The sequence below is a fragment of the Chelativorans sp. ZYF759 genome (assembly GCF_012911015.1).
In the GTDB taxonomy this organism is placed as follows: Bacteria; Pseudomonadota; Alphaproteobacteria; order Rhizobiales; family Rhizobiaceae; genus ZYF759.
This window is the reverse complement of record NZ_WVVV01000017.1, coordinates 1-23,486: the sequence shown is the minus strand read 5'-3', so window position 1 is coordinate 23,486 and position 23,486 is coordinate 1. Positions and strand designations below refer to the sequence as shown.

At 63.6% G+C, this 23,486-nt stretch carries 24 protein-coding genes and 1 other RNA gene; 4 read left to right on the top strand and 21 right to left on the bottom strand.

Features of this window, described 5'->3' with window-relative positions:
- From mraY to mraZ, 7 genes are read right to left on the bottom strand one after another with little or no spacing between them, the layout of a single operon-like run.
- The gene (gene mraY, locus GRZ55_RS19850; RefSeq protein ID WP_169288701.1) at positions 1 to 1,083 is read right to left on the bottom strand and encodes a phospho-N-acetylmuramoyl-pentapeptide-transferase; all 1,083 of its coding nucleotides are present in this window, start codon (positions 1,081 to 1,083) and stop codon (positions 1 to 3) included.
- A 25-nt stretch (positions 1,084 to 1,108) separates the two neighbouring features.
- A complete protein-coding gene (locus GRZ55_RS19845) occupies positions 1,109 to 2,551 on the bottom strand; it encodes a UDP-N-acetylmuramoylalanyl-D-glutamyl-2,6-diaminopimelate--D-alanyl-D-alanine ligase (RefSeq protein WP_169288700.1) in 1,443 nt (480 codons plus the stop codon).
- A complete protein-coding gene (locus GRZ55_RS19840) occupies positions 2,548 to 4,002 on the bottom strand; it encodes a UDP-N-acetylmuramoyl-L-alanyl-D-glutamate--2,6-diaminopimelate ligase (RefSeq protein ID WP_169288699.1) in 1,455 nt (484 codons plus the stop codon). The genes GRZ55_RS19845 and GRZ55_RS19840 overlap by 4 nt, the downstream gene beginning before the upstream one ends.
- 54 nt (positions 4,003 to 4,056) lie before the next feature.
- Positions 4,057 to 5,775 (bottom strand): penicillin-binding protein 2, encoded by a 1,719-nt coding sequence (locus GRZ55_RS19835; protein ID WP_169288698.1) that lies wholly within the window; start codon positions 5,773 to 5,775, stop codon positions 4,057 to 4,059.
- Positions 5,772 to 6,137: a hypothetical protein gene (locus GRZ55_RS19830; RefSeq protein ID WP_169288697.1), complete on the bottom strand. Its 366-nt coding sequence runs from the start codon at positions 6,135 to 6,137 to the stop codon at positions 5,772 to 5,774. Before GRZ55_RS19830 ends, GRZ55_RS19835 begins: the two co-directional genes overlap by 4 nt.
- A gap of 6 nt (positions 6,138 to 6,143) precedes the next feature.
- Positions 6,144 to 7,163: a 16S rRNA (cytosine(1402)-N(4))-methyltransferase RsmH gene (gene rsmH / locus GRZ55_RS19825; RefSeq protein WP_169288696.1), complete on the bottom strand. Its 1,020-nt coding sequence runs from the start codon at positions 7,161 to 7,163 to the stop codon at positions 6,144 to 6,146.
- Entirely contained in the window at positions 7,160 to 7,624 is a 465-nt protein-coding gene (gene mraZ / locus GRZ55_RS19820) for a division/cell wall cluster transcriptional repressor MraZ (protein ID WP_169288695.1), read from the bottom strand. Before mraZ ends, rsmH begins: the two co-directional genes overlap by 4 nt.
- Before the next feature lie 357 nt (positions 7,625 to 7,981).
- On the opposite strand from mraZ, the gene GRZ55_RS19815 reads away from it, so the two are divergent.
- Complete coding sequence (locus GRZ55_RS19815) at positions 7,982 to 9,097, top strand: cystathionine gamma-lyase (RefSeq protein ID WP_169288694.1); 1,116 nt, start codon at positions 7,982 to 7,984, stop codon at positions 9,095 to 9,097.
- Between the two features lie 85 nt (positions 9,098 to 9,182).
- Here GRZ55_RS19815 and rnpB read toward each other — a convergent pair.
- The 7 genes from rnpB to GRZ55_RS19780 all read right to left on the bottom strand — a co-directional run bounded on the left by rnpB (position 9,183) and on the right by GRZ55_RS19780 (position 14,790).
- Positions 9,183 to 9,611: RNase P RNA component class A (gene rnpB, locus GRZ55_RS19810), an RNA gene on the bottom strand.
- A gap of 78 nt (positions 9,612 to 9,689) precedes the next feature.
- Positions 9,690 to 10,334, bottom strand: a complete 645-nt coding sequence (locus GRZ55_RS19805; protein WP_368856650.1) for a lytic transglycosylase domain-containing protein — start codon at positions 10,332 to 10,334, stop codon at positions 9,690 to 9,692.
- 139 nt (positions 10,335 to 10,473) lie between these two features.
- Positions 10,474 to 11,232, bottom strand: coding sequence for an N-acetylmuramoyl-L-alanine amidase (locus GRZ55_RS19800; protein ID WP_169288693.1), 759 nt, complete (start codon positions 11,230 to 11,232; stop codon positions 10,474 to 10,476).
- Positions 11,229 to 11,939 carry a DnaJ family molecular chaperone gene (locus tag GRZ55_RS19795; RefSeq protein ID WP_169288692.1) on the bottom strand — a complete coding sequence of 237 codons (711 nt, stop codon included), beginning with the start codon at positions 11,937 to 11,939 and terminating at the stop codon, positions 11,229 to 11,231. The genes GRZ55_RS19800 and GRZ55_RS19795 overlap by 4 nt, the downstream gene beginning before the upstream one ends.
- Before the next feature lie 31 nt (positions 11,940 to 11,970).
- On the bottom strand, positions 11,971 to 12,951 hold the full coding sequence (locus GRZ55_RS19790; protein ID WP_169288691.1) for an aldo/keto reductase: 981 nt from the start codon (positions 12,949 to 12,951) through the stop codon (positions 11,971 to 11,973).
- A 179-nt stretch (positions 12,952 to 13,130) separates the two neighbouring features.
- Entirely contained in the window at positions 13,131 to 13,283 is a 153-nt protein-coding gene (locus GRZ55_RS19785; protein ID WP_169288690.1) for a hypothetical protein, read from the bottom strand.
- A gap of 142 nt (positions 13,284 to 13,425) precedes the next feature.
- Positions 13,426 to 14,790 carry a serine hydrolase gene (locus tag GRZ55_RS19780; protein ID WP_169288689.1) on the bottom strand — a complete coding sequence of 455 codons (1,365 nt, stop codon included), beginning with the start codon at positions 14,788 to 14,790 and terminating at the stop codon, positions 13,426 to 13,428.
- 164 nt (positions 14,791 to 14,954) lie between these two features.
- Between GRZ55_RS19780 and GRZ55_RS19775 the strand changes: the two genes are divergently transcribed.
- Positions 14,955 to 15,785, top strand: a complete 831-nt coding sequence (locus GRZ55_RS19775) for a GH25 family lysozyme (protein WP_169288688.1) — start codon at positions 14,955 to 14,957, stop codon at positions 15,783 to 15,785.
- 88 nt (positions 15,786 to 15,873) lie between these two features.
- Positions 15,874 to 17,052, top strand: coding sequence for a lytic murein transglycosylase (locus GRZ55_RS19770; RefSeq protein ID WP_169288687.1), 1,179 nt, complete (start codon positions 15,874 to 15,876; stop codon positions 17,050 to 17,052).
- 21 nt (positions 17,053 to 17,073) lie between these two features.
- Here GRZ55_RS19770 and GRZ55_RS19765 read toward each other — a convergent pair whose 3' ends face one another.
- From GRZ55_RS19765 to GRZ55_RS19745, 5 genes are all read right to left on the bottom strand, one after another.
- Positions 17,074 to 17,457 (bottom strand): DUF6768 family protein, encoded by a 384-nt coding sequence (locus GRZ55_RS19765; protein ID WP_169288686.1) that lies wholly within the window; start codon positions 17,455 to 17,457, stop codon positions 17,074 to 17,076.
- 2 nt (positions 17,458 to 17,459) lie between these two features.
- Complete coding sequence (locus GRZ55_RS19760) at positions 17,460 to 18,014, bottom strand: RNA polymerase sigma factor (protein WP_169288685.1); 555 nt, start codon at positions 18,012 to 18,014, stop codon at positions 17,460 to 17,462.
- A 76-nt stretch (positions 18,015 to 18,090) separates the two neighbouring features.
- The gene (locus GRZ55_RS19755; RefSeq protein WP_169288684.1) at positions 18,091 to 18,591 is read right to left on the bottom strand and encodes a hypothetical protein; all 501 of its coding nucleotides are present in this window, start codon (positions 18,589 to 18,591) and stop codon (positions 18,091 to 18,093) included.
- A gap of 119 nt (positions 18,592 to 18,710) precedes the next feature.
- Positions 18,711 to 19,061 (bottom strand): VOC family protein, encoded by a 351-nt coding sequence (locus tag GRZ55_RS19750; protein WP_169288683.1) that lies wholly within the window; start codon positions 19,059 to 19,061, stop codon positions 18,711 to 18,713.
- Positions 19,062 to 20,282 (bottom strand): alanine racemase, encoded by a 1,221-nt coding sequence (locus tag GRZ55_RS19745; protein WP_169288682.1) that lies wholly within the window; start codon positions 20,280 to 20,282, stop codon positions 19,062 to 19,064.
- Positions 20,283 to 20,414: 132 nt separating this feature from the next.
- Between GRZ55_RS19745 and GRZ55_RS19740 the strand changes: the two genes are divergently transcribed.
- Positions 20,415 to 21,347: a DMT family transporter gene (locus GRZ55_RS19740; RefSeq protein WP_246734895.1), complete on the top strand. Its 933-nt coding sequence runs from the start codon at positions 20,415 to 20,417 to the stop codon at positions 21,345 to 21,347.
- Here the strand turns inward: GRZ55_RS19740 and GRZ55_RS19735 are convergent.
- Together GRZ55_RS19735 and GRZ55_RS19730 are read right to left on the bottom strand one after the other, a co-directional pair.
- Positions 21,342 to 22,721, bottom strand: a complete 1,380-nt coding sequence (locus GRZ55_RS19735; protein ID WP_169288681.1) for a UDP-glucose/GDP-mannose dehydrogenase family protein — start codon at positions 22,719 to 22,721, stop codon at positions 21,342 to 21,344. The two genes, GRZ55_RS19740 and GRZ55_RS19735, sit on opposite strands and share 6 nt — an antisense overlap.
- Positions 22,722 to 23,368: 647 nt before the next feature.
- A partial coding sequence (locus GRZ55_RS19730; protein ID WP_169288680.1) for an IS3 family transposase occupies positions 23,369 to 23,486 on the bottom strand: 118 nt, incomplete at its 5' end.

Below are 23,486 nucleotides of genomic sequence, written 5' to 3'. Positions count from 1 at the left end.
CTATCGCAGCTTGAGCGTGGACAGGCCGATCAGCGCCAGGATGACGGCAATGATCCAGAAGCGGATCACGATCTGGCTTTCCGTCCAGCCGATTTTCTCGAAATGGTGGTGGATCGGCGCCATGAGAAATACGCGCTTGCCGGTCAGCTTGAACCAGCCCACCTGGATGATGACCGACAGCGCCTCCACCACGAACAGTCCGCCGATGATGGCCAGAACGATCTCGTGCTTGGCGGCGACCGCGATCGCGCCGATCAATCCGCCCATGGCGAGCGAGCCCGTGTCGCCCATGAAGATCGCAGCCGGCGGCGCGTTGAACCAGAGAAAGCCGAGCCCTGCCCCGATCACCGCCGCCAGCACCACGGAGAGTTCTCCCGTGCCCGGCGTGTGGTGGACCTGAAGATAATCCGCGAAGACGACATTGCCGGCGAGGTATGCAATCACCGCGAAGGCCCCCGCCGCTACCATCACCGGCACGATGGCCAGGCCGTCGAGCCCGTCGGTCAGATTCACCGCATTGGCCGCCCCCACCATCACGAAGGCCGCGAAAGGCACGAAGAAGATGCCAAGATTTATCAGGAAATCCTTGAAGAACGGAAAGGTCAGCGACGAGGAGAATGGCTGCGGGCCTGTCTGCATGATGAGATAGGAGGCAATGCCTGCAACGAGGAACTCAAGCCCCAGCCTCACCTTCCCGGAAATGCCCATATGCGACTGCTTCGTCACTTTCATGTAGTCGTCATAGAAACCGATGGCGCCGAAGCACACCGTGACCATAAGCACGACCCAGACCAGCGTGCTGCTGAGATTGGCCCACAGCAGCGTCGAGCCCAGGATACCCGTCATCAGCATCAGCCCACCCATGGTGGGGGTGCCGGCTTTCTTGAAATGGGTCTGCGGGCCGTCCGCGCGAATGGGCTGGCCCTTGCCCTGGCGCACACGCAACGAATTGATGATCATCGGCCCGAACATGAAGACGATCAGCGCGGACGTGATCAGTGCTGCACCAGAACGGAATGTAATGTAGCGAAAGACGTTGAACACCGAAAACTGGTCGGCCAGTCCAACAAGCATCAGCATCATGGAACCTGTCCCCCGACCCTACTTCTTATTGCGCCTTGGCGCCCCGCGTTGCGGATTTGGCTTCCGGATAGAACTTCAGCATCGCCGCGACAAGCTTTGAAAAGCCGATACCGTTGGATGATTTGATCATCACGGCGTCGCCGGGCCCGACTGCCTGGTTGAGTGCCTGTTCGAGATCGCCAAGGCTGACGAAGTGGCGGACCTCGCGCCCTTCTGGTGCGGCCTCGGCCAATGCGCGCATCTCCTCGCCGGCCAGAAGAACCAGATCGATCTGCGATCCCGCGATCAGCTGGGCGAGTTCGGCATGGAGCTTCTGCGAGTGGATGCCGAGTTCCAGCATGTCGCCCAGAACCGCGATGCGGCGGCCGCCCTCGCCAACCGTGGTCGCGTCGAGCAGATCGACTGCCGCCTTCATCGAAGCCGGATTGGCGTTGTAGCTTTCGTCGATCAGCGTGAACGTTCCCTTGGGATGCGCCAGTCGGTGACGCCGGCCCCTGCCCTCGCCCGCCCGCACAGCCGACAGCGCAATCATGATTTTGGACATGTCGGCACCGGCCAAATAGGCTGCGCCCATCACTGCCAGCGCGTTCTGCACGATATGGCGTCCGGGAAGCCCTATGCGCGCCGTGTGTTCCTCGCCCGCAAGCCGCACTTTTACCGTCGAATCCTCGCTGCCCTGCTGCCATTCCATCAGCCGGAAGGTCGCTCTACCGTTCTGCCCGAAACCCCAGACATGCTCGACGCCGGTCTCCCGGGCTGCCTTTTCAAGCAGGCGCCAGCGCTTGTCGTCGCGGTTGATCAGCGCGTGACCGCCCTTCTCCACGCCTTCGAATATCTCCGCCTTGGCCATCGCGATCTCTTCGAGGCTGGCGAAATGGCCGAGATGGGCTGCGGCGATCATGGTCACGATCGCGATGTGAGGACGCACATATTGCGACAGCGGCCGGATTTCGCCGGCATGGTTCATGCCGATCTCGAACACCGCGTAGTCGCAGTCGGCCGGCATGCGGGCGAGCGTCAGCGGTACGCCCCAATGATTGTTGAAGGAACGGTCGGCCGCATGCACGGTGCCAGCTGCCGACAATACCTCGCGCAGCATGTCCTTGGTCGTCGTCTTTCCAGCCGACCCCGTCACGGCGATGATGCGTGCCCGTGTCCGCGCACGAGCCGCAACGGCTGCCTTCTGGAGCGCCGCCAGCACGTCCGGCACGACGATCATCGGCACATTGATGCGCCCGAGCGCGGGCAGCCGCCCTTCGGCCACCACCAGCACGCCAGCTCCCGCCTTTATTGCGGCGGTCGCGAAATCATGTCCGTCGAATTTCTCGCCCTTGATGGCGAAGAAGGCATCGCCTGGCTTCAAAGTTCGACTATCGATTGAGATGCCGGAGACACCTTCCGGCATCTTCCCGACGGGGCGTCCTGAGACCGCCGCCACGAGCGCCTGGCTCGTCCAGAGCGGCGTCATGCGGATGCTCCCGAAAGCGCCGCCCTGACCTCCTGATGATCGGAAAAGGGCAGCGTCTCTTCGCCGATGGTCTGGCCTTCCTCGTGGCCCTTGCCCGCGACAATCAGTGTATCGCCGGGCTGCAGCAGGCCCACAGCATGGCGGATCGCCTCCCGCCGGTCGCCGATTTCCAAGCCGCCGGTCGCCGCGGCCATGATCGCCGCGCGGATCGAGGCGGGTTCCTCGGAGCGTGGGTTGTCATCGGTCACGATCACCACGTCGGCAAGCCTGGAGGCGATCTCCCCCATAATCGGTCGCTTCAGCCGGTCCCGATCGCCGCCGCATCCGAAGACCACCACCACCCTGCCGGTGGTGAAGGGCCGCACGGAGGTCAGCACGTTTTCCAGCGCTTCGGGCTTGTGGGCGTAATCGACGTAGGCTGGCGCGCCATTCGGGGCCGTCCCGACCAGTTCCAGCCTTCCCGACGCGCCTTCCAGATGTTTCAGCGCAGCCAGAGCCACATCAGGCGACAGGCCTGTCGAGATCGCGAGACCGGCCGCGACAAGGGCGTTGGAAAGCTGGAAGCCACCGGCCAGCGGCACCTCGACCTCGTGGATACGCCCCTCGGCCACGATCTCCGCGCGCTGGCGGTAACGTTCGTGTTCGACCCGCTTCAGTTGAAGGAAATCGCCCTTGCGGCCGACTGTTCGCACATCGAGGCCGGCGGCGGCGGCTACCGCGATCGTGCGGTCGGACCATTCGTCGTCGGCAAAGATCACTGCCGGCGCGCCTGCTGGAAGCAGCGTATCGAACAGCCTCATCTTGGCGGCATGATACTCCTCCAGCGAGGCATGGTAGTCCATGTGGTCGTGGCCGAGATTGGTGAAGCCGCCGGCAGCCAGTCGCACCCCGTCCAGTCGGCGCTGATCTAGACCGTGGCTCGAGGCTTCCATGGCCGCATGCGTGACGCCGGCTTCGGAGAGTTCTGCCAGGAGCGCGTGCAGCGCGACTGGATCAGGCGTCGTGAGAGAGCCGTATTCGACCCGTCCCGGCGCTGTCACGCCCGTCGTCCCGATACTGGCTGCCGCAAGGCCTGCGTGCGCCCAGATCTGCCGCGCGAAGGAAGCGACCGACGTCTTGCCACTGGTACCCGTCACCGCGACCATCGTCTCCGGCTGGCGGCCGTGGTAGAGAGCGGAAACCTGCGCGAGGGCCAGCCGTGGATCATCGACCTCGATCAGCGGCACGCTCGCTCCGCCGTGACTGCCGCCGCGCGCGACGATCACTGCAGCCGCGCCCCGGGCAATGGCGTCACCCAGATAGCGCGACCCATCATCTTTGCTCCCCTTCAGGGCAGCGAACAGGAAACCTTTCTCGACCCGCCGCGAATCCGAGGCAATGCCGGTGATCTCAATCTCGCCGCGGCGGGCATCGGCAAGCGGCAGTACTGGCGCTAAGGCCTCAAGCTTCATGATTGTCCGGTCATCAGCAACGAATGGCTGCCCTTCTTTGGTGGCACGGCAGAATCACTGGTGCGAAACCAGCAATGTCCCACTGTCTTGGCCGAAATCGGGCTTCACGCCAAGCAGGGCTGCCGAGCGGCGGATGATATTGCCCCCAACCGGGGCAGTATTGAGGCCGGCCGTCGCGCCGATACCGGGGCGTTCCGGTTTCGGCTCGTCGAGGACCACCAGAACCACATATTCCGGATCCTGAGAGGGGAACGCCGACACGAAGCCATTGAAGCGTTTGCCGCTGACATAGCGACCGTTCTCGACCTTCTCCGCCGTGCCGGTCTTGCCGCCGACGAAGTAGCCGGGGACTTCGGCGCGCGTCGCCGTGCCGGATTCGACTGTCACGCGGAACATGTAGCGCATGGCGTCCACTGTCGACTGATCGACCACCGACACGGCATTGGCCATCGCGTCTTCTTCCGAACGCGGAAGGAAGGTCGGGTTGATCAGTTTACCGCCATTGAGCAGCGCGGCCGAGCCGATGGCCGTCTGCATCGGCGTCGTCGAGACGCCGTAACCGAAGGAGGCGGTGATCGAGTTGATCTTGCGCCAGGTGGCCGGCTCCGTCGGACGGGCCACTTCGGGCAGTTCCGTCTTCATCCGGTCGAGCAGACCGAGGCGGGCCAGAAACTCACGGTGACCCTCGATTCCCACGGCATCCGCCATGCGCGCGGTGCCGATGTTGGAGGAGTAGATGAAAACCTCGGGGAAGGTCAGGACGCGGCCACGGCCGCGGAAATCGCGCACCCAGTGGCCGGCAATCCGGATCGGATGGCTGGCATCGAAGCGGGAATTGAGATTGAAGAGACCGGAATCCAGCGCCATTGCGGTCGCGAAGATCTTGAAGGTCGAACCCATCTCGTAGACGCCGGCCGTGATCCGGTTGAGCCGATCCTTCTCATGCGCATTGAACGGATTGTTGGGATCGTAATCGGGCAGCGATACCATAGCCATGACCTCGCCGGTGCGCGCATTGACCACGGTTGCCGCCGCCCCGATCGCGTCGTAGCGTTCCATGGCCTGAACGAGTTCGTCGCGCACGATGTGCTGGACACGCAGGTCGAGCGACAACCGGACCGGCTCGAGGCTACCCTCGTCCACGAGACCCAGTGCGCGCAATTCGGCGAGCCCCTGATCGTCGATCCACTTCTCCATCCCGGCAATGCCATTATTGTCGACATTGACGAGACCGAGCACGTGCGCGGCCGTCGGCCCGCCGGGATAGAAGCGCCGTTTCTCGGTGCGGAAACCGAGGCCCGGAACGCCCAGATCCATGATCGCCTGCTGCTGGCGTGGCGACAATTGCCGGCGTAGCCAAACGAAGCCCGCCTGGGTGCTCAGCCGGCGATAGGCCATCTCGACGTCGAGATCGGGTAGAACGGTGAGCAGTTTCTCGACCGCCTCGTCCACATCCACGATGCGGCGCGGTTCGGCAAACAGGGAGGCGGTATTGATGTCGGTCGCCAGGACTTCGCCATTCCTGTCGACAATGTCGGGGCGCGATGCGGTCACGCGGGCGGGAGGTGGGCCGCCGGCCTCGACCTCCTGCATCCCCAGATACGCCAGACGGCCGCCGATCACGGCATAGATGCCGAAGAAGACCGCCATGGTCATGCCGATGCGCAGCCGCGCATCCCCCGCCGAGCGCTGGCGCGCGCCCTTGACGACAATCGGCGCGGCCTGCTCTTCGCAGCCCTTGCTGCCTTTCCTGGAAAACCAGCGCCCGATCATCGCACTGTCCTCGACTGGGCGGTATCGCTCTCGGCGAAACTTTCGCCGGCGCCACCGAGAATGTCCTCGATGCCAAACTCGCGCACCGGTATCTGGTCGAGACGGCCGAACTGCTGCGGCTCGACCGTCACCAGGCCCAGATCCTCCTCGTAGCGCTCTGCCAGGCGCTGCAGCCGCGACGGCTGCGTGAGCAGGCTCCAGTCGGCGCGCAGGACGTTGACCGCGTTCTCCTGAACCCGAATCTGGGACTCAAGCCGGCGGATCTCCGAGTAACGGATTTCAGCGTCGTGCTTGGTCTTGTAGGTGAAGGCGGCGGCTGAAATCATTACCGCGATCAATACGATGTCCGTGGTTCGAAACACGCGGGTCTACCTCTTCTCGGCCCGAGCCGGATAGGGCAGCTCGGGCAGGCCGAAAATGGAAATGTCGCTGGCACGCGCCGGCCGATCAGTGCGTCGGGCGGCGCGCAGTTTGGCGGATCGCGCACGCGGATTGCGCTCGGCCTCCTCGTGCGAGCAGGCCACGACGCCACCGAGTTTCTCGAAAGTTGGCGCAGGCGCAGCCTGAACCGGCAGATGGCGTGAGCCCGCTGGCGCCTCGCTGCGGTCGGCGATGAAACGCTTCACGATGCGGTCTTCCAGCGAATGAAAACTTACGACGACGAGACGACCGCCGGGTTTGAGCACGCGCTCGGCGGCAAAAAGCGCCCTGGCGAGTTCGCCCAGCTCGTCATTGACGAAGATACGCAGCCCCTGGAAGGTTCGCGTCGCCGGATGAATTTTCACCTTGGGATTATTCCCCAGGACAGCCTCCACCGCCTCCGCCAGTTCGCGCGTCGTGCGAAACGGACGTTCAGCGCGCTTGCGCTCGATCATCCGTGCGATCCGCCCCGCCTGGCGCTCCTCGCCGAGGAAGCCGAAGATGCGTGCCAGATCACCGACCTTGAACCCGTTGACGATCTCGGCGGCCGTCGGCCCTGTCGACGCCATCCGCATGTCGAGCGGCCCGTCCGCCCGGAAAGAGAACCCGCGCTCAGCCTCGTCGAGCTGCATTGAGGAGACGCCAACATCCAGAACGACGGCATCGACCGGTTCATGCACGGCCTGATCGAGTTCTGAGAATACGCTCTCGACAAGCCGCAGGCGCCCGGCGAATTCGTGCACCATCCGCTGCCCGTTAGCGATCGCACGTGGATCGCGGTCAAGCGCGACGACACGCGCCCCTGCCTCCAGAATTGCCCGCGAATAGCCGCCCGCCCCAAACGTGCCGTCCACAATCGTCTGACCTGGACCAGCGGAGAGGCTACGCAACACTTCCTGGAGAAGGACCGGAATGTGACGGATCGGTCCGCCACCGGCGCCATCCTCCGCGCCGGGATCCGTCATCATTCCGGGTCCTCGCTCCGTCGGCTGTCCCCCACCGACCTCAATCGCAACAACCTTTCGCGAACCTGACGCGCATGCGTCGCGAGCCGCGAAGGCTCCCACATCTGAAAGAATGTCCCGCGCCCAACGAAAGCCACCTCCGATGAGATGCCCGTCTGCTCGCGGATGAAATCGTTGACCGTGACGCGTCCGTCCTGATCGAGCTTCAGGAACGCTCCGTCCCCATGAATGAAATAGGACATGTCGTCTGCCGTCTGCTGAAAGGGATCCTCCGCCTCGATCCGCGCCTCGTAACGCTCCAGAAGATCCATGCCGCCGACATCCAGAGCCGGCTGATCGAGACACCGCAATGCATAGAGTTCGTCGAAGCCCCTCTTGGCGAGAACCGAGCGAAAATGTGCCGGAACCGAGACGCGGCCCTTGGCGTCGATCTTGTTCACCGCATTTGAGAGAAATCGCTCCATGCATCACCGGCGCCGAAAACGGCATGCTCTCCCTGATTTGCCTGCTCACCTGCCCGCAAGCGCCCGAAATCGCGCCGGTCGCCGGCCGTGACGGCACAAAATTGTCTTGTCCGCCGACCGCATGGATCAGCGGTGCGAAGAACGCGCCACTCGAAGCTGAGACGATGTCTTGAACGTTCAGAAGGGATACCATGGGCACATATGGGCGTCAACGGGAACAGGTTACACTGGCGGGCTCTCCACACGCCAAATTTCCGGGGAGGAGGCCCTCTTTGCTTTATGCTCCATTAAGCCTAACGAAGTGTTAGAGCCCGTTGCCTTGCTCAAGATCCGAAGCCGACCGACCATGGAACCAGCATGACCGACCCGATATCCCGACGCGCCGCGGAGCTTCTGCATCTGCGCCAGCGCAGCCTGGGCAAAGGCGCGCCCGTCAGCCTGCCCATCACCCCCACAAGCGTATTCAACCTGCCGGGCGATCCAGCCGGATTCGCGCAGTATGGCCGCTTCGACAATCCGACCTGGGAGGCAACGGAAGAACTTCTCGGTCACCTCGACGGCGCCCCCGCCCTCGCCTTTCCATCCGGCATGGCCGCCATCGCAGCGGCGATCTTCGCTGCGGTGAAGTCGGGCGACCGCATCCTGCTACCCGCCGATGGCTACTACACGACACGCATCCTCTCCGAGCGCTTCCTGAACCGCCTGGGCGTCTCATTCGATCTGCGCCCCACACGCCAGTTCCTTGAGAAAGGTTTTGAAGGCTACAGCCTTGTCTTCGCCGAGACACCTTCCAATCCAGGCCTCGACCTCTGCGACCTGCAGCAGGCTGCGACGCTGGCGAAAGAGGCGGGCGCCGTGCTCGTCGTCGACAACACGACCATGACGCCCTTCGGCCAGAACCCGCTCGACCTGGGTGCCGACATCGTGGTGGCAGCCGACACCAAGGCACCCAACGGTCATTCCGACGCGCTGTTCGGCCACGTTGCCTCGCGCGATGAGCCGCTCCTTCAGGCCATGCGCGACTGGCGCAAATTGTCCGGCTCGATACCCGGCCCCTTCGAAGCCTGGCTCGTCCATCGCGGACTGGAGACACTGGAACTTCGTTTTGAGCGGATGTGCACGAGTGCCGAGACAATCGCACCGCGCCTGGCCGAACACGTAGCAGTTGGTTCCGTCGTCTATCCGGGCCTGGCCGGCCATCCGGATCATGATCTCGCCCGCCGTCAGATGCGCCGCTTCGGGTTCCTGATCGGCCTGACGCTGGCCTCGGCAGAGGCTGCCGACCGCTTCATCGAGACATGCACGCTGATCCTGCCCGCCACCTCTTTCGGCGGCGTGCACAGCTCCGCCGAGCGCCGCGCACGCTGGGGTGATGCTGTCGAGCCGGGTTTCGTCCGTCTCTCGATCGGTTGCGAACCCTGCGAGGAATTGTGGGCTGCCATCTCGGCCGCGCTCGACGAGGTGGCGACCTGAACGCTGGGAGGCTGATTGAATCGGTTTCGCAACGGCTTGAATCGGCCTCTAGGGAGACCGATCCAAGCCGCTGAAAAATCATAAAATTACCAGCCGGCCTATAAGCCGGGTTCTGTATGGCCCGGGTACCCCTTGCGGGACGCCCTGACGTGGCGGCCATTCCTCTGGGACGGATGTTGCCATCCGCCTCGTGCAACCTACCCGGACGGCTGGGCAGGAAACTGCCCGAAGGTTGCCCTTCACGCCGTCCCTATTCGGTCTTGCTCCCGGTGGGGTTTACCGTGCCGCTTCCGTTGCCGGTCGCGCGGTGGGCTCTTACCCCACCCTTTCACCCTTGCCCCGCTGATGCTCCGCCGGCATGAGCCGAGCGGCGCGCGGGGCGGTTTGCTTTCTGTGGCACTTTCCCTGGGGTCGCCCCCGCCGGATGTTATCCGGCACCGTGTTTCCTCGGAGCCCGGACTTTCCTCGCGCGCTGCCTTTCGGCGAATGCGCGCGCGGCCGCCCGGCCGGCTGGTGAGCGGTATAAAGGTGCTTTGGCGACAAAACGCAAGGCCGTTCCGGCCTGCTCCGCCGGAAGCGGCACTGGCGTCGCTCAGGCGCCCGCCATGATCCGCTGCACGCGGTTGCAGTAGTTCGACGAGATGCGGTTCATCCGTGTCGCGCCATGCCCCGCATTGTAGCGCAAAATCGTGCCACACAGATCTCCGCCGGCAAGCTGGCGGGCCTGCGCCAGATACTTCATCCCGTAGCGGATGTTGGTCTCAGGATCGAAGAGCGCCTGCGTGTTGCCCGAAAAACCGATGCCACGGGCGGTGGCCGGCTTGATCTGCATCAGCCCGATCTCGCCCGCCTGGCCGCGCGCGCTAGCCCGATAGTTGCTCTCGACCTGGATCACCGCATGCGCGAGTCCTTCCGGCACACCGAGACGCTGCGCATGGCGGGAAATGATCTCGGCATACGGCTGCTGGCGCTGGGTGGTTGCCCCTTGCAGCGCCTCGGCCTTGCCTTCCTCGACCAGGGCTGCGCTTTGCGTGTCCGCCTCCTGCGGTTCCCCGTACAAGCCGAGCATGAAACGGCCCATGCCGGTTTGCTGATAGGCCTCAAGATTGGTGATTTGGTCCTCGGCCGCACCAGCGTTGGAAGTAAGCGTGAGGCTGGAGATGCCGGCAGCGAGCGCTGCGGCAAGAACGGTCATTTTGTGCATGGTCACCCGATTTTCTTGTTGGCCGACGCCCACGGGCGGCGGTCGATTGGAACGAGATACCGGGCGACACACAAAGACGGCCCGGCAACGGGCGCGGTCTGTGACGGTTCAATTTGCGGCAAACATGTCAAGACCAGTCACTTTTCGTGACCGGCTGTAAGGCTCCGCCTGCTCAGCAGGCTTGCAGATCGGCCGCTTCCAGAAGCATTGAAAGGGTTTGACGCGTGGAACGATCCGCGATGCCGTCAACCTTTGCCGGTCGAAAATGTCGCTGGAAGGCCTCGACCACCCTGCATGTCGTGGTGCCGAACAGCCCGTCGACTGGGAGATGATAGCCGTAGGCGGCCAGCCTGCTCTGGAGTGCGACCACCTCCGCACCTCGGTCGCCCTGGCGCAGCGCCTCGCCGTCCAGAAGCGGGACGGGCGGCACGTAGAGGCCGATGCCTTCGCGCGCCAGCCGAGCCCACGGGAATCGTTCGCCAGGGTCGATCTTTCGGCCGGGGGCCACATCGGAATGAGCAAGCACCCTGGCGTCGGAGATTCCGTGGCGCGCCTTGATACCTCGCGAAAGCGCGATCACCGCGTCGACCTGGCCGACGGGAAAAGGTGGCAGCCCGCCCTCATGCCCGATATTCACGATCTCGATGCCAATCGACCGCGAGTTGACGTCACCTTGCCCGCGCCACCACGACCGGCCAGCATGCCAGGCGCGGTCGGCCTCGCGCACCATCTGCACGATCCTGCCGTCTTCATGGACGATATAGTGACACGACACGTCGCTGACGGGATTGCACAACCAGTCCTGCGCGGCCTGCCCAGTGGCCATGCCGGTGTAATGCAACAGCAATATCTCGGGCAGCAAACCGTCCCGGCGTTCGCCAAAATTTGGCGAGGCCACGAAGGTGGCGCCCTCATGCTCCGGCGAGATCATGAGACGCGCATGTCCCGCTCGATCCGCTCGAACGCGCCATTCAACGCGGCCAGCCTGCTGTTGGCGATCGCAACGAACTCCGCCGGCACGCCGCGCGCTATCAGACGGTCAGGGTGGTTCTCCGAGACGAGCCGCCGGTAGTGTTTTCGAATTTCGGCGAAGCTGTGATCGCGCGACACGCCGAGAATCCGGTAGGGATCTTCCCTCCCGCCATCGACATGGCGCCGCAGGATGGCATCGAAATGCTCCTGGTCGATCTCGAATATCTCGGCCACGCGTGTGAGGAACGCCTGTTCCCGCTCATGCAGGAAGCCATCGGCCGACGCGATGTGGAACAGACCGTCCAGAATATCGCCCAGCATCTCGCAATTCTCGGTCCCCGAACCACACAACTGGGCCAGCCGCTCGGCATAGGTTTCGAAGCCGGCGACATCCTGTTTTGCGAGATCGAAGAGCCGCTGGACGTTGCGGAGTTCGCCATCGGGAACTTCGAACAGGCGATGAAACGCCTTCACCTCTTCATCCGTCACGATGCCGTCGGCTTTCGCCATCTTGGCGGAGAGCGCGATCATCGCGATGGAAAAGGCGACGTTGCGCCGCAACTGTGGATCGGCCGTGAAGGTCGTGCGCAGCGCCTCGATCAGACCCGAAAGAGTCGATGATGAGACCCGCGAGACAAATTCTCCGATGCGCAACCAGACCGACATGGACCCGACCTACCCCTCGCTCCCCTTCGGCCTAGGCGTGCCCCATGGGCGCACGCGGCCTGTAGGCCGATTCCAGCGACCTCGTGGTCCGGTCGTCGAGCCGCACCTCGGTTGCCCTGATGGCTTCCTCGAGCTGCTCGAGTTTCGTCGCACCGAAGATGGGCGCGCTGACGCCGGCTCGCCCCATCACCCATGCGAGCGCCACCTGCGCCGCCGAAATGCCGAGGCGGTCCGCTGCGCCCTGAACGCGTTTGAGAATAGCGAGATCGGCCGGCGAACCGAAGAACTTGGAGCGCAGATTGTCCTCGCCCGCGCGCTTGGAAGGGGCGCTATCTGATCTTCCGCCTGCCAGAAACCCGCGCGCAAGCGGCGACCACGGCATCAGACCGACGCCTTCCGAGATGCAATAGGGGATCATCTCGCGCTCTTCCTCGCGATAGGCGAGATTGTAGAAATTCTGCATCGCGACAAAGGGGGCGAGGCCGTTGGCGAGTTGCATCTCGCGCATTTTTACGAACTGCCAGGCCCACATGGAGGACGCACCGAGATAGCGTACCTTGCCGGCCCGCACGATATCGTCCAGCGCAGCCAGCGTCTCCTCGAAGGGCGTGTCCGGATCCAGCCGGTGGATGTAATAGAGATCGACATGGTCAGTGCCGAGCCGCCGCAACGTACCGTCGATCTGCTCCATGATGTGCTTGCGTGACAGTCCCCGCTGTAATGGCCCCTCGCCCATGCTCAAGCCCACCTTGCTGGCGATCACCACCTCATCGCGGCGGGCGAATTCCTTCAATGCGCGACCCGTGACCTCTTCGCTGGCTCCGTGATTATACGCGTTGGCCGTGTCAAAGAAATTTATGCCAGCTTCCACGGCGCGCCGAAAAAATGGCCGCGCGGCAGCCTCGTCCATGGCCCATGGATGCGTCGGTCCGCCGGCCCCGCCGAAGCTCATGCACCCCAGACAGAGCTGCGATACCTTCAGGCCACTTTGGCCGATGCGCCTGTATTCCATCGAATCCCTCTCGTGCTCACACGCGAAACCCTATCCCCTTTCGGCGCGCGATGGAATCTCCTCGCCAGCAGCTGGCAACAAGCCCCTGACACACAACGACAAAAAGAAAAGGCCGGGCAAGACCCGACCTTTCCTGAGGGGAACACCCCGCAAGGGGTGCCCCGTTATGGTGCCGTTGCTTACTGCACCGGGTCAGCCGGCGGCGTAGCCGGTGCCGGCTCGGTCTGCGCGGGCTCCTGCATCATGCCGGGATCTCCAGCGGGCTCATCCGTGCAAGCGGCAAGCGCCAGAAAAGCAAAAGCGGAAAGCGAAGCTGCAACAAACTTTTTCATCGTCGTTCTCCTTCTCAGTTGAAAACTCGTGCACCTCGGTTGCGAGGCTGAAGGAAAAACGAGCGGATTGCCCAGTCGTTTCATAACAACGGGTTACAGGATGAAACAGTGGTTCACATGTTATGAGGTTCTTGCCCGTGTCCTACTGTCTGACGGCATTGGCGATCAATGCCACCATCTGCTGCGGACGGTAGCCAAGCCGCGAGGGCGTCAGCCCCAAGCGCACAACGACAAGATCCAAGGAGGGTATGACCGCCGTCGTCTGCCCGTCGTGGCCGCGCAGCCAGAATACATCTTCCGGTAGGTCGAAGCTCGCATCGTCGCCGCCTGGACCCACGAGCCAGAGATGGCCGCGCCCGTAGACGCCGTCGGAGGCCGGAGCCTCCTCGCGCATCCAGTCCACGAAACCTTCGGGCAGGATCTGCCGACCGAACCAGCGCCCATCGCGCGCCAGGAAGAGGCCGAAGCGGGCCCAGTCGCGCGCCGAGGCATAGAGGTAGGAGGAACCGACGAAGGTTCCGCTGGCGTCAGTCTCCAGCACCGCGCTGGTCATGCCCAACGGATCGAACAGCGCCGCGCGCGGCCATCGCAGGGCCTCCTGCGGGTCGCCGAAGGAATCCTGCCAGATGCGGGAGACGAGCACCGAGGTACCGCTCGAGTAGTTGAAGCTTGCGCCGCGCGGCGACACCGGTTCCTTGCCAGAGGCGAAACCCGCCATATCGGGCTCGAAATAGAGCATCCGCGTGACATCGGTGACGTCGCCATAATCCTCGTTGAATTCGAGCCCGCTCGACATGGCAAGCAGATCGGCCAGCGTGACGTCGGCGCGTTCGTCCACCGACCAGATGTCCATCAGTTCCGACTGGTCGAGCGACAGGCGACCTTCGCGCACGAGCGTCCCCACCAGCGCGGCCGTCACCGTCTTGGTCTTCGACCAGCCCAGCAGCGGCGTTTCGGCGGAAAATCCATCCGCGTAACGCTCGGCCACGATGCGGCCGCGATGCACCACCACGACCGCACGCATGCCTGCCCCCGCGATCTCCTCATTGGCGATGATCGCAGCGATGGCCGGATTCTCACCCGCTACGCGCTCTCCGACCGGCCATTGCGCGGTCGTGTTGACGGGAGGTAGCGGCGGTTGGGCAGGAAGTTCGGTGGCCCCTGCCGTGCCATCCTGCATCGTCGCGCAGCCGAAGCCCGCCCGATGGCCCGCGACTGCCGGCGCGAACAGGCCGAGAAGGCGTGCCGTCACGATCTCGCTTTCCTGATCGACATCCACATCGATATATCCGAGCAGCGGATGGCCCGGCGACTGGACATCGACAGAAAGCACTTCCTGCCCGTCCCGGTCTGCAATGAACACGTTCGAACAAACGATCTTCGCCGAATAGGCCGTCCCGAGCCGAACCAGATCAGGCGGAGCGAAATGCAGCCACCCCGCCAGGCCGCCTGCCAACGCGAGCGCGGCCAGGATACCCCATTTCAGAATTTTCGAGATGATTCGCATGCCCCGCCCCTTCGGATGCGTCGCGTCGCACCCTTCTGCCGCAAATCGGGATATAGAACGGCTCGGCAAGTCCCGTGCAACTCTGATAATGTTCAATCCACCGACGACGTCGTGCCTTGAGGGGGCGGCATCCCCGACACACGAATCCTTGCCGCCGGAAAGACATGCGCCACACCCTGTTCCTGATTGCCACGCTGATCGCCCTCACCGCCTGCACGAGCGGTAGATACAATCTCGCCGACCTCGCGCCCACCTCTGCGCCCACGACGACCGGCTCGGTCCTCGCACCGTTCGCAGCGGCTGTGCGCAGTCCCCGCTTCGAGGACAGGCGGCCCGTCGAGTGGCCCGCGCGCACGCCGTGGCACTACGAGATCCACGGCACCGACGTCTCGCGCTACCAGAGCGACATCGATTGGGAAGCGGCCCGCGACAGTGGCATCTCCTTCGTGTTCATCAAGGCGACCGAGGGCGGCGACATGCGCGACCCCATGTTCGAACGCCACTGGCGCGGTGCGGTGCGGGCCGGCATCCCGCGTTCTGCCTATCACTTCTTTTATTTCTGCCGCCCTGCAATCGAACAGGCGCGCTGGTTCATCGAGAACGTGCCGCGCGACGCAACCTCGCTGCCCCACGTGCTCGACATGGAGTGGAACCACCTCTCGCCCACCTGCCGGCTGCGCCCTCCTGCCGACGAGGTGCAGCGCGAGATGAAGATCTTCCTCGACGCGCTCGAGCGCCACTACGGCAAGCGCCCCATCATCTACACGACGGTGGATTTCTACCGCGACAACCGCCTGCACGAGTTTCGCGGCTATGACTACTGGCTGCGTTCCGTCGCCGCCCACCCCGTCGCGCGTTATCCGGGCGAGAGCTATCGCTTCTGGCAATATACCGGCACCGGCATCGTCCCCGGCATCAAAGGCGACGCCGACATCAACGTCTTCAACGGGACTGCGGCCCAGTGGCAGGAATGGCTCAGAACCCACTTACGCTGAAATCCGCGGACCGAGCGCCCAATTTGCGCCTGTTTTTCGCGACTGTTAGCGCTAGATAGGACAACTTCCCAACCATCGGAGCGTGCGGATGAGATTTTTGGCTGGATTTGCGACAGTGGCGGCCGTTCTGGCCATGGCCTCCCCAGCGCTGGCCCAGCAATGCGGCGGCAATTTTGGTGAATGGAAAGCGCAGATCGAACAGGAAGCGCGTGCCGAAGGCGTCGGCCAGCGCGGTCTGCAGGCATTCGCCAATGCCCGCATCGATGATCGCGTTCTGCAACGTGATCGCGGCCAGCGCGTCTTCTCGCAGACCTTCACAGAGTTCTCCGGCCGCATGATCAGCAACGATCGCCTGCAACGCGGCAGGCAGTTGCTGCAACAGCACGCCGACCTGTTTCAGCGCGCCGAGCGCGAATATGGCGTGCCCGGTGCGGTCATTACGGCCTTTTGGGCGCTCGAAACCGATTTCGGCGCCGTGCAGGGCGACTTCAACACCCTGAACGCCTTGGTGACGCTTGCCCATGATTGCCGGCGGCCCGAGCTCTTCCGGCCCCACGTCGTGCCGCTGCTGCAGCTGATCGATGAAGGCGCGCTGCCCGCCGACGTGCAGGGGGCCTGGGCCGGCGAGATCGGCCAGACACAGATGCTGCCGCGCGACATCCGCAATCTCGGAGTCGACGGTGATGGCGACGGGCGTGTCGACATCCGCCGCTCGGTGCCCGATGTCATCCTCACCACCGCCAACAAGATCCGCTATCGCGGCTGGCGCCCCGGCGAACCCTGGATGGAGGAAGTCCGCCTTCCCGCCAACCTGCCGTGGGAGGAAACCGGTCGATCCAATCGGCTGCCGATCTCGCAGTGGGCCGAATGGGGCGTGACGCGTCATGATGGTAGCCCGCTCGATGCGAGCCGCCCGGCTGCGGGCCTCGCCCTGCCGCAGGGCCATCGCGGCCCGGCCTTCCTGCTCTACCCGAATTTCGACGTCTATCTCGAGTGGAACCAGTCCTTCATCTACACGCTGACCGCCGGGCACCTGGCAACCCGCCTTGCCGGCGCGCCCGCCTTTGACCGACGCAGCCCCGAAGCCGGCCTCGACCGCGATCAGATGATCCAGTTGCAGCGCAGGCTGGAAGGGCTCGGCTACGACGTCGGCGGCGCGGACGGCATTCTGGGCGTGATGACTCGCGAAGCTGTGCGCCAGGAACAGATCCGGCTGGGCCTGCCGGTCGACGGCTGGCCGACGCCGGCGCTGATGTCACGGCTCTAGGGTCTTCTGACGCCGTACCGTCTACTTGCTGGAGCCTTCTACATCGCCCCTGCGCGCGAGCTGGAGCTGGATCAGCTTCATCTCGCGCAGCAAGCGGTTGGTCTGGAACGCAGGCCACACCATCATTTTCAGCATCAGCGCCATGAGCAGGAGCACCGCCGCCGGCAGGCCGAAGCGTAACTGGGAGACGGGATCAGCGGCAGCAAAGAACATCCAGGCCGCCCACACGCCGGCCACGAAAAGCACCGTCTGCACCACCATGAGCAGCACGTTGACCCATCCCGTGCGCCCTCCGAAGACACTGAAAAACTGGGAAAAGAAGCCTGGCTCCTCGCCGATCTGGCGCAGCAGTTCGCCTTCCTCCTCATAGATCGCCTCATCGATCATTCTGTCTATGTCTCTCATCGTCATTCTCCTTGCAGAACCTTGCGCAGCTTCTCGCGTGCATGCATGAGCCGCGTCTTGACCGTGCCGGCAGGCACGCCGAGCGCAACCGCCACCTCGGCCACGCTCATCTCTTCCAGGTGGAAGAGCGCGACGGCAGCGCGCTGGGCTGCCGGTAGGCCACGGATCGCTACACGAAGCCGATCGATGTCGTTGGCGGCCACGGCTTCTGCCGCCGGGATTTCGGGTTGGTTGGCTATTGTCTCCGCCAAGCGCCTTCGGGCCTGCGCCTGACCGATCTGCCGGGCGCAGCGACGCGAGACAATGCGGTAGGCCCATGCCGGAAAGGCTCGGGCATCATGAAGGCCGGCTAGCCCACTCAGGATTTCCGTCCAGGCCTCTTGGACTGCTTCCCGTGCGTCATCGCGATTGCCCAGAAGGCGCCAGGCATGGGCAATCAACCGGCCGTTCCATCGCCGTACCAAGAGCGCAAAGGCCTTGGCGTCGCCGAGCCTGGAGGACGCGACGAGATAATCGTCGAACGCCCTTTCTTTTGCCCTTGTCCGTGCCTGTTCCAACCTGTCGTCACCTTGTGGCTTCGAGACAAGGTGGACGGGAATGGCCGATCGGTTCAATCGGCCATGCCAATCGGCTTCAGCGGCGGATCTGGCAGCGACGCCAGAACTGGCCGGCGTCGCGATTGCTCATGACCCGCATCCCATTGACCGGGAACCCGCCATTGCGGTGGACCCAACTGGCAATGTCGCGGGAATGGACAGGATCGCGCCGGCCAACGGCGCGCATGTGTTCACCCGAGCGCCCCTGCTCGGCCCTGAAGACCGTCGCCTTGTGGAAGGCAAAGCGAGCGTTCCGCGTAATGCAGACCCGTTCTCGCGCCACGTCGGCGAAAATGACGCATGCCGAGGCACACGTCCCATCAATCACCACCATGCGCTTGGCCCCGCGAAGTATCTCGGAAGCCGCTGCCAGGAACTGACGCACGTTGCCGCCTGGATTGGAAGAGATCACGCAGGTCTCACCGCGGCAGGGACCGAAGACCGATTGAAAGGCCTCCGCCGGAGACCGCGCATGAGAAAATGTAGCAATGAGCAGGCCGGCCAGCGCCAGCCCCGAGAAGACGAGTGATTTCCGCATCCCAGTGGTCCCGAATCAAAGCCCTTCACCACCTACGGGCCATGAAAGCAGCGATTCGCAAAATCACATTGCACGGGATAGACCAAAGTTGATCGGGAGCGGCTGCACCCAACAAATCGTCACAGATGGCACACGATGTTGATCAGGCGTTGAAAGGGATCTCGAACATAGAAGCGGCGCACGCCCCAGGGCTCTTCGGTGGGTCCGTATTCAACCGCGATGCCGGCCGCGCCCACCCGTCGCAGTGCGGCATCCAGGTCGTCGACCTCGACGGAGATGTCGGGGACAGCGGTACCCGATCCGCCCTCCGACATTACGCTGATCTGCACGCTCATCTGCTCGCCGTTTCCCAGGGTGTTGATCCATCCCAGATCCATGACGAGATCCAGTCCCAGCACGTCCTGGTAGAAGGTCCTCGCAGCCGCCAGATCAGGCGTGGCGAGGTTGGCGACGATCCGCTTGACCTTCATTCAATCCGCCATCGTCTCGAGGCTGGCGAAGCCCTCCGGTTGCGTACCCTCCTCGAAGGGCGTGGTGATCTCGACGAACGTGTCGGGATAAAACCCATTGAAGCGGGTCCTAAGCGACAGAGAATAGGCTCCGATATGCCCGATCTCGATCCAGTCGCCCGTATCGACGGTCTCCGGCAGCCAGAAAGGCCGCGACAGGATGTCCACGCTGTCGCAGGTCGCGCCGCAGACTTTGAACGGCACGATCTTCTGGCGGTCGCCATTTCGGTTGCGGATGGCCGGATCGGGAATGAAGCGGGCCGGCAGCGTGATCTTCCCGGTCCACGAATCCGACAGTGACGCCCAGATGCCGTCATTGATGTAGAGCCGCCGGCCCTTTCTGAGCAGCACCCTGACGATCAGCGAAAAGGCGCGCGCCACGATCACCCTTCCCGGCTCCGCCACCAGCGGCATGTCGTCGAAGCCCCATTCGGTGATGTCGCCGCGCAGCCGGGCCATGATTTCGTCCAGCGACGGCATGTCCGGCTTCTTGCGGTTGGGGTCGTGACCGTATTCGGCGGGAAAGCCACCGCCTACGTCCAGCGCCGCAATCTTGACCCCGGCGCGATTTCTCACCCAGTCGGCCGAAGCCAGGGCACGCTCGTAGGTATCGGGGTCTTCGATCTGGCTGCCGACATGGAAGCAGATGCCGACCCTGTATCCCGACTTGTCCAGCCGCCGCAGCAACTCGACGGCTGCCGCCGGGCCGGCACCGAATTTCTTCGACAGTTCGTAAGCAGCGCTGCCCTTGGTCTGTATGCGAACGAAGACCGTCATCGAGCCCGGATCGATGTCGAGCGCGCGCACCATACGGTTGAGCTTGGCGATCTCGTCTTCGTGATCGACCGCGATCGCCCTGATGCCGTACTCCTCCAGCGCCAGCCTGATGTCGGATTGCGCCTTCACGGGGTGCATGTAGAGCATCTCCGCCGCCGGCGCGACGGCCCGCACTGCCGCGAATTCTGCCGGCGACGCGACGTCGAAGGCCGAGATGCCGGCATCGGCCAGCGTCTTCAGGACCATAGGCTCACCATTGGTCTTGACCGCATAGGCCGTCTTGCCGGGGAACTTCTCCATGAAGCCGACCGCGTCCGCTTTGAGAACCTCCGGACGAAATCCGTAGACGGGCTCGTCGGGCCGAAGGTCGAGTGCCGCCTGCCGGGCATTTTCGTAACGTCGCATGTGGTTCCCTTGGTTCTGCCGTCCCCAGTCCGCCCACAACGCACCATACGCTGTGCCAGATCCCGATTCGGGTGGTTTCCTCTAGTGGCCATCTATAGAGGACGAGGCGTCCCGCAATCGCAACCCGTGCCGATGCCCAAACCCGCCGCCACCCCTTCCTCCCAGATGTCGCTCCGCGACTGGACGATGCTGTTTACGCTCGGGCTGCTCTGGGGCGGCTCCTTCTTCTTTTCGGCGATAGCGGTGGCAGAGATCCCGCCTCTGGTGCTGGTGCTGTTCCGGGTCGTGCTGGCCGCAGCAGCGCTGCATATCTATCTTGCCGTTCGCGGCCCCTCGTTCTCGCTCGCCCTGCCGCTGGCCGGCAGCTTCCTGGTGCTGGGCCTCATCAACAACGTCATTCCATTTTCGCTCATGTTTCTCGGCCAGACCGAGATCGGCGCCGGCCTGGCGGCTGTACTCAACGCCACCACGCCCTTTTGGACGGTGATCCTCGCCAACGCCCTGACCGAGGACGAGAAATTCACCACCGCAAAACTGATCGGCATCCTGCTCGGCATTCTCGGAACGGCGGTGATGATCGGCCCCGGCCTGCTGACGGGCCTGGGCGGACCGGTATGGGCCAAGCTCTGCCTGATAGGCACGGCCCTTTCCTATGCGCTAGGCGCACTTCATGCCCGCCGCTTCCGCAAGCTGCCGCCCGCCATTGTCGCGACTGGGCAGTTGTCTGCCTCCAGCGTCATCATGATCCCGATCGTCCTGTTCGCCTATGGGCCGGCCGCGCTATTTGTCGGCAGCGCGCCCGTCTGGGCGGCCGTTTTGGCTCTTGCGCTCGTCTCGACCGCCTTCGCCTACATCCTCTATTTCTCCATCATCGCCTCCGCCGGCGCCACCAATGCATCGCTGGTCACTCTGCTGGTACCGGTCAGCGCCATCCTGCTCGGCGCACTCTTTCTGTCGGAGCGCCTTGAGGCCTTCGAACTGGCCGGGATGGCGCTGATCCTGCTGGGATTGCTGGTGATCGACGGCCGGATCTTCCGGCGCCCTTGGCAAAGAAAGGCCTCATGAAGCCTTGCGCATGCCCTGCCACATCGGATCGGCCTTGATAGCCGCCGTATCCGCCAGTGCCTGAGAGGTCGCCGCCCGCCCAATCGGAAGATGGCGGAACCCGGCCGCCACCGCCGCTTCCCCGCTGATGATATTGCGCAGGTCTACCAGGACGCACCCCCGCACGACCTCCGCCAACCGGCAAAGATCCAGCTGCCGAAACTGGTCCCATTCCGTCACGATCGCCACCGCATCGGCCCCCGCGGCGGCCTCATATGCAGTCGTGGCGAAGGTCACATCCTTGAGCAGGGCAGCCGCCTTTCCCATCCCTGCGGGATCATAGGCTGTCACCAATGCGCCATGCTCCTGAAGCGTGCGGATAATGGCCAGGGCCGGCGCGGCGCGCATGTCGTCCGTGTCGGCCTTGAAGGTGAGGCCGAGCAGGCAGATGGTTTTGCCACGCACGGAGCCATCGCACGCCCGGATAATACGATTGCCCATTTCGCGCTTGCGGCTTTCATTGACGGCGATGGTGGCTTCCACCAGGCGAAGTCGCGTGCCCACCTCTTCCGCAGACTTCACGAGCGCCATCGTGTCCTTGGGAAAACACGAGCCGCCATATCCCGGCCCGGCCTTGAGAAACCCCGTCCCGATTCGGCGGTCGAGCCCGATTCCTTCGGCAACCTCCTCAATGTCGGCGCCAACCTGCTCGCAAAGATCCGCCATCTCGTTGATGAAACTGATCTTCATCGCCAGGAACGCATTGGCCGCATATTTGGTGATCTCTGCCGTCCGGCGCTCGCAGTGGACAAGCGGAACGCCGTCTCTTGCGAGCGGCGCATAGAGCCGATCCATCACGCCGCGCGCGCGTTCGCTTCCAACGCCGATCACCACCCTGTCAGGGCGCATGAAATCCGCGATCGCCGATCCCTCGCGGAGGAATTCGGGGTTCGACACGACATCGAAGGCCGCCGCCGGCCGATGGGCACGGATGATGCGCTCCACCTCATCGCCGGCCCCCACCGGTACCGTGGACTTCGTCACGATCACCGCATAGCCCGTGAGCGCTGCGGCAATCCCGGATGCGGCCGCATAGACGTAGTTCATAGCGGCGTGGCCGTCGGATTCGCGCGGCGGCGTCCCAACGGCAATGAAGATGACTTCGGCCCCAGCTACCGCGTCGCCAATTTCGCCGGTGAAGCGTAGGCGTCCTCTGGCGACGTTCGCAGCGACCAGCAGATCGAGGCCGGGTTCGTAAATCGGGATCCGGCCATCGTGCAGCATTGCCAGCCGCTGTGCGTCTCTGTCGACGCAGACGACCTCATGACCGAGATCGGCGAGGCAGGCGCCCGAAACAAGACCGACATAGCCGGTTCCGACCATCGCAACGCGCATCGCTGTTCTCCCGGCATGATTGGCGTCAGGGCTCGGTTCCGGAACGCCAAGACATCAACCGAGCAGGTCTGAACCTACGGGTGTCGGATTGCAGTTTTATGCCACTGAAGGGGATGAAGCAGTGAATTGAAAATTCCGCAGTTGTACAGGCAACTTGTGGTCAAAACTTCAAGTACAAAATAAGCGGATTCTAACGGCTCCGTCTCGCCTTCGGGCGAATCGCTTCAGATGCCAATCGTGATTTGAAGGCCGGATGGTGGGCGTGACAGGGATTGAACCTGTGACCCCTACGATGTCAACATCGTGGCCCGGGCTGGAACCCTAGGAAATCCGGGAAGCGAGCACTACGCAAAAGGGCGTTTTCGGCCCCATGTTCTGCATCCGTTCGCCTCATCAGGTTCAGCGAACCTAAAGGGCACTACGTAAACTTGCTCTCCCCCAATTGCTTCCCTTGATTCTCTGTTTATGAGCTGTCCCGAGCGATTGCGTTGCGATTTCCAGCGTTCCACAACGGTGTACTAACCGAGTCTTCGCGGGCGAATGGACACAATAAAGCTGAAGCTTAAGGCGCAACTGGAGCGGCTTCTGGGGGCGATCGATATTGCAGATCGGGAGGCTGGCCTGCTGCCGGTTTTTCGGACACCAGGTTAAGCTAACATAGCTTGCTCCTCGAACTCGACGGGGCTCAGATAGCCCAGTGTCGAGTGCCGTCGCCGAGGGTTGTAGAAGCGCTCGATGTAATCGAACACATCCGCCCTGGCATCG

What these genes read in the sequence shown, in the direction of transcription:
- mraY (WP_169288701.1), bottom strand. Translation starts at nt 1,083, where the DNA reads ATGATGCTGATGCTTGTTGGACTGGCCGACCAGTTTTCGGTGTTCAAC.
- GRZ55_RS19845 (WP_169288700.1), bottom strand. Translation starts at nt 2,551, where the DNA reads ATGACGCCGCTCTGGACGAGCCAGGCGCTCGTGGCGGCGGTCTCAGGA.
- GRZ55_RS19840 (WP_169288699.1), bottom strand. Translation starts at nt 4,002, where the DNA reads ATGAAGCTTGAGGCCTTAGCGCCAGTACTGCCGCTTGCCGATGCCCGC.
- GRZ55_RS19835 (WP_169288698.1), bottom strand. Translation starts at nt 5,775, where the DNA reads ATGATCGGGCGCTGGTTTTCCAGGAAAGGCAGCAAGGGCTGCGAAGAG.
- rsmH (WP_169288696.1), bottom strand. Translation starts at nt 7,163, where the DNA reads ATGATGACGGATCCCGGCGCGGAGGATGGCGCCGGTGGCGGACCGATC.
- mraZ (WP_169288695.1), bottom strand. Translation starts at nt 7,624, where the DNA reads ATGGAGCGATTTCTCTCAAATGCGGTGAACAAGATCGACGCCAAGGGC.
- GRZ55_RS19815 (WP_169288694.1), top strand. Translation starts at nt 7,982, where the DNA reads ATGACCGACCCGATATCCCGACGCGCCGCGGAGCTTCTGCATCTGCGC.
- GRZ55_RS19800 (WP_169288693.1), bottom strand. Translation starts at nt 11,232, where the DNA reads ATGATCTCGCCGGAGCATGAGGGCGCCACCTTCGTGGCCTCGCCAAAT.
- GRZ55_RS19795 (WP_169288692.1), bottom strand. Translation starts at nt 11,939, where the DNA reads ATGTCGGTCTGGTTGCGCATCGGAGAATTTGTCTCGCGGGTCTCATCA.
- GRZ55_RS19790 (WP_169288691.1), bottom strand. Translation starts at nt 12,951, where the DNA reads ATGGAATACAGGCGCATCGGCCAAAGTGGCCTGAAGGTATCGCAGCTC.
- GRZ55_RS19785 (WP_169288690.1), bottom strand. Translation starts at nt 13,283, where the DNA reads ATGAAAAAGTTTGTTGCAGCTTCGCTTTCCGCTTTTGCTTTTCTGGCG.
- GRZ55_RS19780 (WP_169288689.1), bottom strand. Translation starts at nt 14,790, where the DNA reads ATGCGAATCATCTCGAAAATTCTGAAATGGGGTATCCTGGCCGCGCTC.
- GRZ55_RS19775 (WP_169288688.1), top strand. Translation starts at nt 14,955, where the DNA reads ATGCGCCACACCCTGTTCCTGATTGCCACGCTGATCGCCCTCACCGCC.
- GRZ55_RS19770 (WP_169288687.1), top strand. Translation starts at nt 15,874, where the DNA reads ATGAGATTTTTGGCTGGATTTGCGACAGTGGCGGCCGTTCTGGCCATG.
- GRZ55_RS19765 (WP_169288686.1), bottom strand. Translation starts at nt 17,457, where the DNA reads ATGAGAGACATAGACAGAATGATCGATGAGGCGATCTATGAGGAGGAA.
- GRZ55_RS19755 (WP_169288684.1), bottom strand. Translation starts at nt 18,591, where the DNA reads ATGCGGAAATCACTCGTCTTCTCGGGGCTGGCGCTGGCCGGCCTGCTC.
- GRZ55_RS19750 (WP_169288683.1), bottom strand. Translation starts at nt 19,061, where the DNA reads ATGAAGGTCAAGCGGATCGTCGCCAACCTCGCCACGCCTGATCTGGCG.
- GRZ55_RS19745 (WP_169288682.1), bottom strand. Translation starts at nt 20,282, where the DNA reads ATGCGACGTTACGAAAATGCCCGGCAGGCGGCACTCGACCTTCGGCCC.
- GRZ55_RS19740 (WP_246734895.1), top strand. Translation starts at nt 20,415, where the DNA reads ATGCCCAAACCCGCCGCCACCCCTTCCTCCCAGATGTCGCTCCGCGAC.
- GRZ55_RS19735 (WP_169288681.1), bottom strand. Translation starts at nt 22,721, where the DNA reads ATGCGCGTTGCGATGGTCGGAACCGGCTATGTCGGTCTTGTTTCGGGC.